The sequence below is a fragment of the Vitreimonas sp. genome, assembly GCF_035627415.1.
Lineage (GTDB): Bacteria > Pseudomonadota > Alphaproteobacteria > Caulobacterales > Aquidulcibacteraceae > Vitreimonas.
The window spans coordinates 121,180-128,423 of the sequence record NZ_DASPLU010000003.1; the positions used below are offsets into that span (position 1 = coordinate 121,180).

Sequence of the window (7,244 nt, forward strand, 5' to 3'; positions counted from 1 at the left end):
ACCGAGCTTTTGGACCATTATCCGGGTGAAAAAGCCGCTTCCCATTTCGACGCATCGGTGCACAGCGTGCGGCTGGCTGGAATCATACGCCGCCAAAGTCCCTCGCCACTAGTTTCAAGCGAGCCCACGCACCCGGCGTATACGTGAACTCAATTCACTGACTTGGCGGGCGCAACCTTTGGCTCGCCCGCGCCGCGCGCTGCTCGGCGTCATCTCTACGCATTGTGGGGCGGGCGTGAGATGAGTTCGGAGCCGCGGCGACTGACGCGAAGAGCGAGCGCCTGTCACACGGCGGAGGTCCCACGTGAAGCGCCGGTGGCGAGCGAAGGATTGGCTGGTCGGCCCGAACGCGAAAGGCCGTGCGCGCGTCAGGTGGCGCTCGTGAGCCTTGCCGGCGAACATCGTCGGCGCCGGGCGCCACATTACCGCCTCGCAGGCGCTGGCGCTTCCTTTTGGCTAGTGCGTCCGCACTACTGCCCATTGCGCCAGCCTTTCCGCTAACCTTCTCATTCGACTTCCGCCAGGTGAGCGAGGGCGCAGGCGTGCGATTGCCCAAAGACACGCATGATTTGCTGCGCATCGCTCAGCAGGCGGCGCAAGTCGGCGCCTGGACTGTCGATCTTTCCGACCTATCGATCACCTGGTCGCCTGAGACCTACGCCATTCATGAGATCGATCAGGCGTGGCGCCCCACGTTCGAGGCGGCGCTCGGCTTCTATCCCGCGGATGCGCGCGAACAATTGGAACGCGCGTTTCGCAATTGCAGCCGCACGGGCGACGCATTCGACCTCATCCTGCCCTTAATCAGCGCCGGCGGCCGCTCGCTCTGGGTGCGTGTGATCGGCAAGCGCGTTTTCAGTCCAAGCGAGGATGCGCACAAGGTCCAAGGCGCCATTCAGGATGTCACCGCGCTCGTGGCCGCTAAAGCGGAGGCGCAACAGCTGGCGCAGCGGCTGGAGACGGTTCTCGAAAGCATCGGCGATGCGTTCGTCGCGCTCGATCTCAATTGGCGTTTTACGTTCCTCAATGCCGAAGCAGAAGCGCTGTTGCAGCGTTCGAGATCTGAACTGATCGGCCGGGACGCCTGGGAGGCGTTTCCAACCGCAACGGCCTTCCGAACCCATTATGAGCACGCTCTCGAGCAGCAATGCACGGTGCGATTCACCGAATACTTCGGCCCGCTCGGCAAATGGTTTCAGGTCAGCGCCTACCCGTCCTCAGAAGGACTTTCTGTCTATTTCAGGGACGTGAGCGAGGAGCGGGCCCGTGAAGAGGACCGAAAACTCAGCCAACAAAGATTCGAGATCGTCGCCCGCACCACCTCGGACGTCGTCTACGATTGGGATCTTGCGAACAATCGCCTGTGGTGGAACGACGGCATGCAGACCGTCATGGGGTACGCGCAAGGGCAATTGCCAGCAGGCCTTGAAAGCTGGACCGCACGCATTCACGCCGACGATCACGATCGGGTGCTGCAGAGCATCGATGAAGCGATCGCTGGCGGAGCGGAAGAATGGTCGGCGGAATATCGCTTCCTTCGCGCCGACGATTCGGTGGCGACCGTCCTCGATCGCGGCGTGATCATCCGGGCTGAAGGCGGCGAGCCCACCCGAATGGTCGGCAGCATGATCGACGTGACGGAGACAAGACGTTTGGAGGGCGAGCTGCGCCAGGCGCAACGGCTCGAGGCGATAGGTCAGCTGACGGGCGGGGTGGCGCATGATTTCAACAATCTTCTGACCGTCATCCTCTCGAACGCCGAGCTGCTGGAAGATGCTCTGCACGACCGCCCGACCCTCTTGCGCATCGCGCAATTGTCACGCCATGCCGCCGAGCGCGGGGGTGAATTGACCAGCCGTCTATTGGCGTTCTCGCGCCGTCAGCCGCTGACGCCGGAGCCGATCGACGTCGGCGATCTCATCACATCCATGGCGCCGCTGCTGCGAAGGGCTCTGGGCGATGAGATCCAGATTGTGCTGCGAGCAGACCCCGCCGCTCCGGCCGCGCTCGCTGACGCGGCCCAGCTCGAGAACGCTATTCTCAATCTTTGCATCAACGCCCGCGATGCGATGCCGGAAGGGGGAGCAATCGGGATCGACATGGGTTCGGTGGGCGTTGACGCGCAAGTCAGCGACCTCGATCGAGGAGCATACGTCTGGCTTTGCGTCGCCGACACCGGTGCGGGGATGGACGCGGCGACGCTGGCGCGTGCGTTCGAGCCGTTCTTCACCACCAAAGCTGCCGGCAAAGGCTCGGGCCTCGGCCTCAGCATGGTTTATGGCTTCGCCAAACAGTCGAAGGGCAAGGTCGAAATCACCTCTTCGTTGGGACGCGGGACAAGCGTAAAGCTGTGGTTGCCCAGCGCCGACAAGGCCTGCAGCGCGCCCTCGCGCCGGACAGCCGCCAACGACGGCGCACACATCGAATCGGGCTCCGAGCGCATATTGCTTGTGGAAGACAATGACCTCGTGCGCGCCCATGTCGCTTCCATGCTCGAGCAACTCGGCTACGAGGTGACGTCCGCAGCGGATGGGCATGAGGCGCTGCGCAAGCTCGAGGCGTGCGCCTCGTTCGACTTGATCTTCACCGATATGTTCATGCCACATGGCGTCAGCGGCGTCGAAGTCGCGCTCGAGGCGCGCAAACGCTTCCCTTCGATCAAGATTTTGTTGGCTTCAGGCGATCCGGAGAACGCCAGCCTGCGCAAGGAGCGATTGGGACCGGACATGCCGCTTCTGTTGAAGCCATATCGCCGTGCGACACTGGCTGCGGCGCTGCGAAGCTTGCTGGCGCGCACCGACGCCTGAGCGGGCGCCTCGCCTGTGCGTTGTCAAGTTGCGCAACGGCGATGGCTGAGTGAGCCGCCCCCGCGACATTGCCGTCCTTAGTTTCGGAGGGCCCTCCCAGCATCCCTGCGCGACCCGACGATGGCGCCTTTCGCCGCCGCACCGGACGGTCCGGCAGACGACACCGCGGCCGGATCGGTCGCCGCTCGCGCCTCGAACTACCGGACGTTGCTTCCGTTATCCACAGCCGTCAGCCAAGCTTTCAGCGAGAGCTGACCGCATGGACCGAGCAAAGCCATCCCGCCGGCTCTCTAGCGCGCGTGTCGGGGCCCCCCGCATGCGCGCTTTTTTTTCGCCAGCGTAGGCCACGGTTAACGAAATTCCCGCTACACTGCGGCGACGTGGACGACGGCGACAAATTCGAACGGCTGGTGACGGGGGTGCTCGCGGCGATGCTCGCCGGGGCCATCGGTATCGCTGTCATTGCGATCTGGTCTGGCGCCATTTGAGAGCGTGAGCGCTCTTGGGCGTGGGCGCGCGACGGCGCCTCGAAATGAGAACCTGGAGCCCGCGGCCGGGCTGAACTCTTTACGAAGCTGCACACCACGGACGCGGGCGCCGAGAACGGACGCCCGATCGGCCGCGGCCGTCCCCACTCGACGCGTCAGGCCGCGGCGATGAGGACCGGCTTGGCGGTGACTTCAACGGCGCCGGCAGGCAAGCGCAGCGAGAACACTGAGCCTTTGCCGAGCGCGCTTTGCACGCTGACATCTCCGCCCATTGCGCGCGCAAGGCTTCGGGTGATGGAAAGGCCGAGTCCCGTCCCGCCGTACTTTATCGACACTCCCGAGTTGGCCTGCGCGAAAGGCTTGAACAACCGCTCGAGCTCGCGCTTGTCCATGCCGATGCCGGTGTCGGACACATCGAAGCTGAGCTGAGAGCCATCGTGCAGGCGGCGGACGCGCACGGCGACATCGCCTCCACGCGTGAATTTGAGCGCATTGCCGGTCAAGTTGATCAGACATTGCTGCAAACGCATTGGATCGGCCATGACGAGGCCCGCGTCCGCCTCGGCCGAGATCGTCAATCTATTGGCGTTCGCCTGAGCCAGCGGGCGCATCAACTCCTCAAGATCCTCGAGCGCGCCGGCGACAGCGACGGGCTCGATGACGACGTTCAGCTTGCCCGCTTCGATGCGTGACTGATCGAGCACGTCGCTGATGAGCCGGGCGAGATGGCTCGCCGCCGACAGAATCCGATCTGCATCGGCGATGACCCCGGCTTCCGCCTCCTTGTCCTCAACCTCCTCCTTTATGAGTTCGGCATAGCCGATGATCGCGTTTAGGGGCGTGCGCAGTTCGTGGCTCATGGCGCCGATGAATTCTGACTTGATGCGGCTCGCCTCCTGGGCGCTCGAGATTTCGGCGGCGGCGCGAACATGATCATCGACGAGCTTGCGAGCGAGCATGAGCGCTAGCGCGCCCACCAGCAAAAGACAGATGACGATCAAGCCGGCGTTTGCCGCGAACGCCGCGCTGCCGGGGCGTTGCCGGGTCCAGGCAAGAGCGCCGACGTTCTGACCGGACGCGTCAAGGAGCGGCATAAGGATCTGATCATCGCCGCCGGAAGGCCCGCCGACGGTGTAATTGAGGCCCACCGCCTCGACGCTTGCGCCGCTTTCGTTCAATTCCTGTGACGAGACGCGATCGACGGCGACGAGAAAATCGACCTGCAAGTCGGGATCGCGCACCTGGCGAACGGTCTGTTCTTCCGGACTGAGCGGGGCGATCGCGACCAGCACCGGGTCGCCTTCGACCGCCAGAACGGTGGTCGCCTTCATGTCCTCCTTGAGCGGAGCGGACACGAGGGCGCCGAGATTGAGATCGCGCCGGACGGCCTCCACGACGCCAGCCGTAATCGCCGGAGCCTCAGCGCCGACCGCATCTGCAAACCATGCGTGGCGAACCGCACCGTCGGCGCGAACGACAAGGATGGCGTCGACGAGGTTCGAATAGAGATTATTGTCGATCCATTCGCCGTCCCATTCAACGGTAGTCGCGAGATAGGCGTCGTTCCAGATGGCGTAGTCGAGCGCCAAGCCCGCCGTCGCGTTGACGCGGGCGCCCCAGGCGCTTTCCACCAGACGCGAGGATGTGTCGGCGAACGCCTGATCGCGCTCGCGGGCAGATCCCCACAGCATGGCGAGCGCCATGGCCATGCAGACAACGACAAGCGCCAGAGTGGGCGCGCCCGCGGCGAACCAAGCGCGCGCGCCAGCTGACATTTTTAGCGCCTTCATGCCCGGCCACATACGGGCGACATGGCTTACGCCCGATTATCGCCGCTGCACAAACAAGCCTCGCTGGAGGCCTATGCCCTTTGGCGTAAGCTCGGTTTGGGTAGCATCGTTCTGACAGCGCCATCAATTCATCGGCGCGCGTTCCGGTTTGGGCCAGTCTTGGTCTTGGCCAGTTCGCCGAGCCGCAGAGCCTTTCCGCTTCGCCCCCTCTTCTCCGCCCGGGGCGGATGGCCCATTGCCGGAAGGAGACATTGAACGGCGATGAAGAACTAGCCCGTGGCGGCCCGCAAGCGCCCCTACAAGGATTGCTCCTCCGTCGTGGCAGAACACGGTGACCGAGCCGAAGCAGCGGCCGTCCGATGGACGGCCGCTGCCCTCTCGGTTTCAGCCGGGCAGTTCAGAACCTGTAGCGACCCGAGAGCTGAAACAAGCGCCCGAGCGGTCTATAGACCTGCGGGTCCGTGTTGGCCTGCGCGGTGTAACCGTCGGCGGTCTGCGGCGGGAACTCATCAAAGATGTTGTCGACATTGGCAGTGATCGTGAAGTTGTCCGTGATGCTCCAACGGGCTGACAGATCCACATAGCTCGCCGCGGGCGAAACGGTTGGATCTGCCGGGAATGCATCGCCGATGACGCCAAAGCCATTGGAGGACACGACTTCCGGCACGTAGCTCCAGCGTCCGAACAACGTCCAGTCGCCAACGGCGTATGTAACCGAAAGGGCCGATTTGTATTCCGGTGACGTGACCCCCGTTTCTCATCCAGCCGCCACTGGAGTCCGATCCTCATCAAACGCCCCCAATGGGCGTCCTTCAAGCTCTTCGTTCCTTGCCCAACGGGCGGCGTAGGCGGCTGGCGTGAGCCAGTCGAGCTTCCCGTGCGGGCGGTGGTGGTTGTAGTCGTCGCGCCAGGCCGCCAGGGCGAGGCGCGCGTGCGGCAGCGAGCGGAAGAGCGTCTCATTGAGAAGCTCGTCCCGCAAACGGCCATTGAAGCTTTCGCTGAAGGCGTTCTGCTGCGGCTTGCCGGGCTGGATGTATTGCCAGCCGACGCCGCGCTCATCCGCCCATTTCAGGATCGCGTTCGAGGTCAGCTCGGTCCCGTTATCGGAGGTCACCGCGGCTGGGCGTCCGCGCCAGGCGATGATGCGATCCAGTTCGCGCGCGACCCGCACGCCGGAGATCGAGGTGTCGGCGATCAGCGCGAGACATTCGCGCGTGCAATTATCGACGATCGCCAGCACGCGGAAGCGGCGGCCATCTGTCATCTGGTCGTGCACAAAGTCGAGCGACCAGCAGGCGTTCGGCCGATCCGGCGCTGCTATCGGCGCGCGTAGGCCCAAAGCGCGCTTTCTGCCGCCGCGGCGGCGCACCATCAGCCGCTCTTCCTGGTAGATGCGTTGCACGCGCTTTCTGTTCACCAGCCGTCCCTCCCGGCGCAGCAGGATGTAGAGGCGGCGATAGCCGAAGCGCCGCCGCTCGTGCGCCAGCGCCTTGATGCGGGCGCGCAGGTCGGCGTCGTCAGGCGTCGTGCGCTGGTAACGCACGCTGGTCCGATCGACGCCGATGACCCGGCACGCCCGCCGCTCGCTCATCTCGTGCGCCGTTTCGAGATGAGCGACGGCTTCTCGCCGATGTGCGGGCGTCACCATTTTTTTCCGAGCAGATCTTTCAGCGCCGCGTTGTCGAGCATCGCGTCCGCCAACAAACGCTTCAGCTTGGCGTTTTCCGCCTCCAGGCCCTTGAGCTTCTGGGCGTCGGCCACGTCCATGCCGCCGTACTTGGCCTTCCAGGCATAAAAGCTCGCACTCGACATGCCGTGCTTGCGGCAGAGATCGGCCGTCGCCACGCCCGCCTCGTGCTCTCGCAGGATCGCTATGATCTGCTCTTCGCTGAACCGCTTCCGCTTCATCTTCCGGCTCCTCGTGGGCCGGACTCTAGCGTCAAATGGAGGAGTTTGCGGGGGTCACGTCAGTTGGGCTGTTTCTCACTCGCCAACGGGCTCACTCTCGGAGAGCGCACCGATGCCCGAATGGGTTTGACCATGCTTGGCGCGTTTATCGCCGCGGGGCTCATCGTCGGCGCCGATGCAGTGCTGAAGATGATTGGCTGACCAGCGGTTGTCACGGCGGCGATCGCCCTAGTCGATGCAATCGAGACGGT

Annotated in this window: 3 protein-coding genes and 1 pseudogene; 1 reads left to right on the top strand and 3 read right to left on the bottom strand. The window is 64.1% G+C overall.

Annotated elements, in window-relative coordinates:
- The first annotated feature begins 542 nt into the window (after positions 1–542).
- Positions 543–2,807, top strand: coding sequence for a hybrid sensor histidine kinase/response regulator (locus tag VEA80_RS01155; protein ID WP_325058844.1), 2,265 nt, complete (start codon positions 543–545; stop codon positions 2,805–2,807).
- 643 nt (positions 2,808–3,450) lie between these two features.
- Here the strand turns inward: VEA80_RS01155 and VEA80_RS01160 are convergent.
- The 3 genes and pseudogenes from VEA80_RS01160 to VEA80_RS01170 form a co-directional block, all read right to left on the bottom strand.
- Positions 3,451–5,070 (bottom strand): ATP-binding protein, encoded by a 1,620-nt coding sequence (locus tag VEA80_RS01160; protein WP_325058845.1) that lies wholly within the window; start codon positions 5,068–5,070, stop codon positions 3,451–3,453.
- A 412-nt stretch (positions 5,071–5,482) separates the two neighbouring features.
- Positions 5,483–5,815 (bottom strand): annotated as a pseudogene (locus tag VEA80_RS01165) (TonB-dependent receptor domain-containing protein); the annotation flags it as partial.
- Positions 5,816–5,842: 27 nt separating this feature from the next.
- Positions 5,843–6,993 (bottom strand): IS3 family transposase gene (locus tag VEA80_RS01170; RefSeq protein WP_325058846.1). Its coding sequence is split into 2 segments (ribosomal slippage): positions 5,843–6,741 and positions 6,741–6,993, totalling 1,152 coding nucleotides; the frame shifts between segments, so codons are not numbered across the junction.
- Positions 6,994–7,244 lie beyond the last annotated feature (251 nt).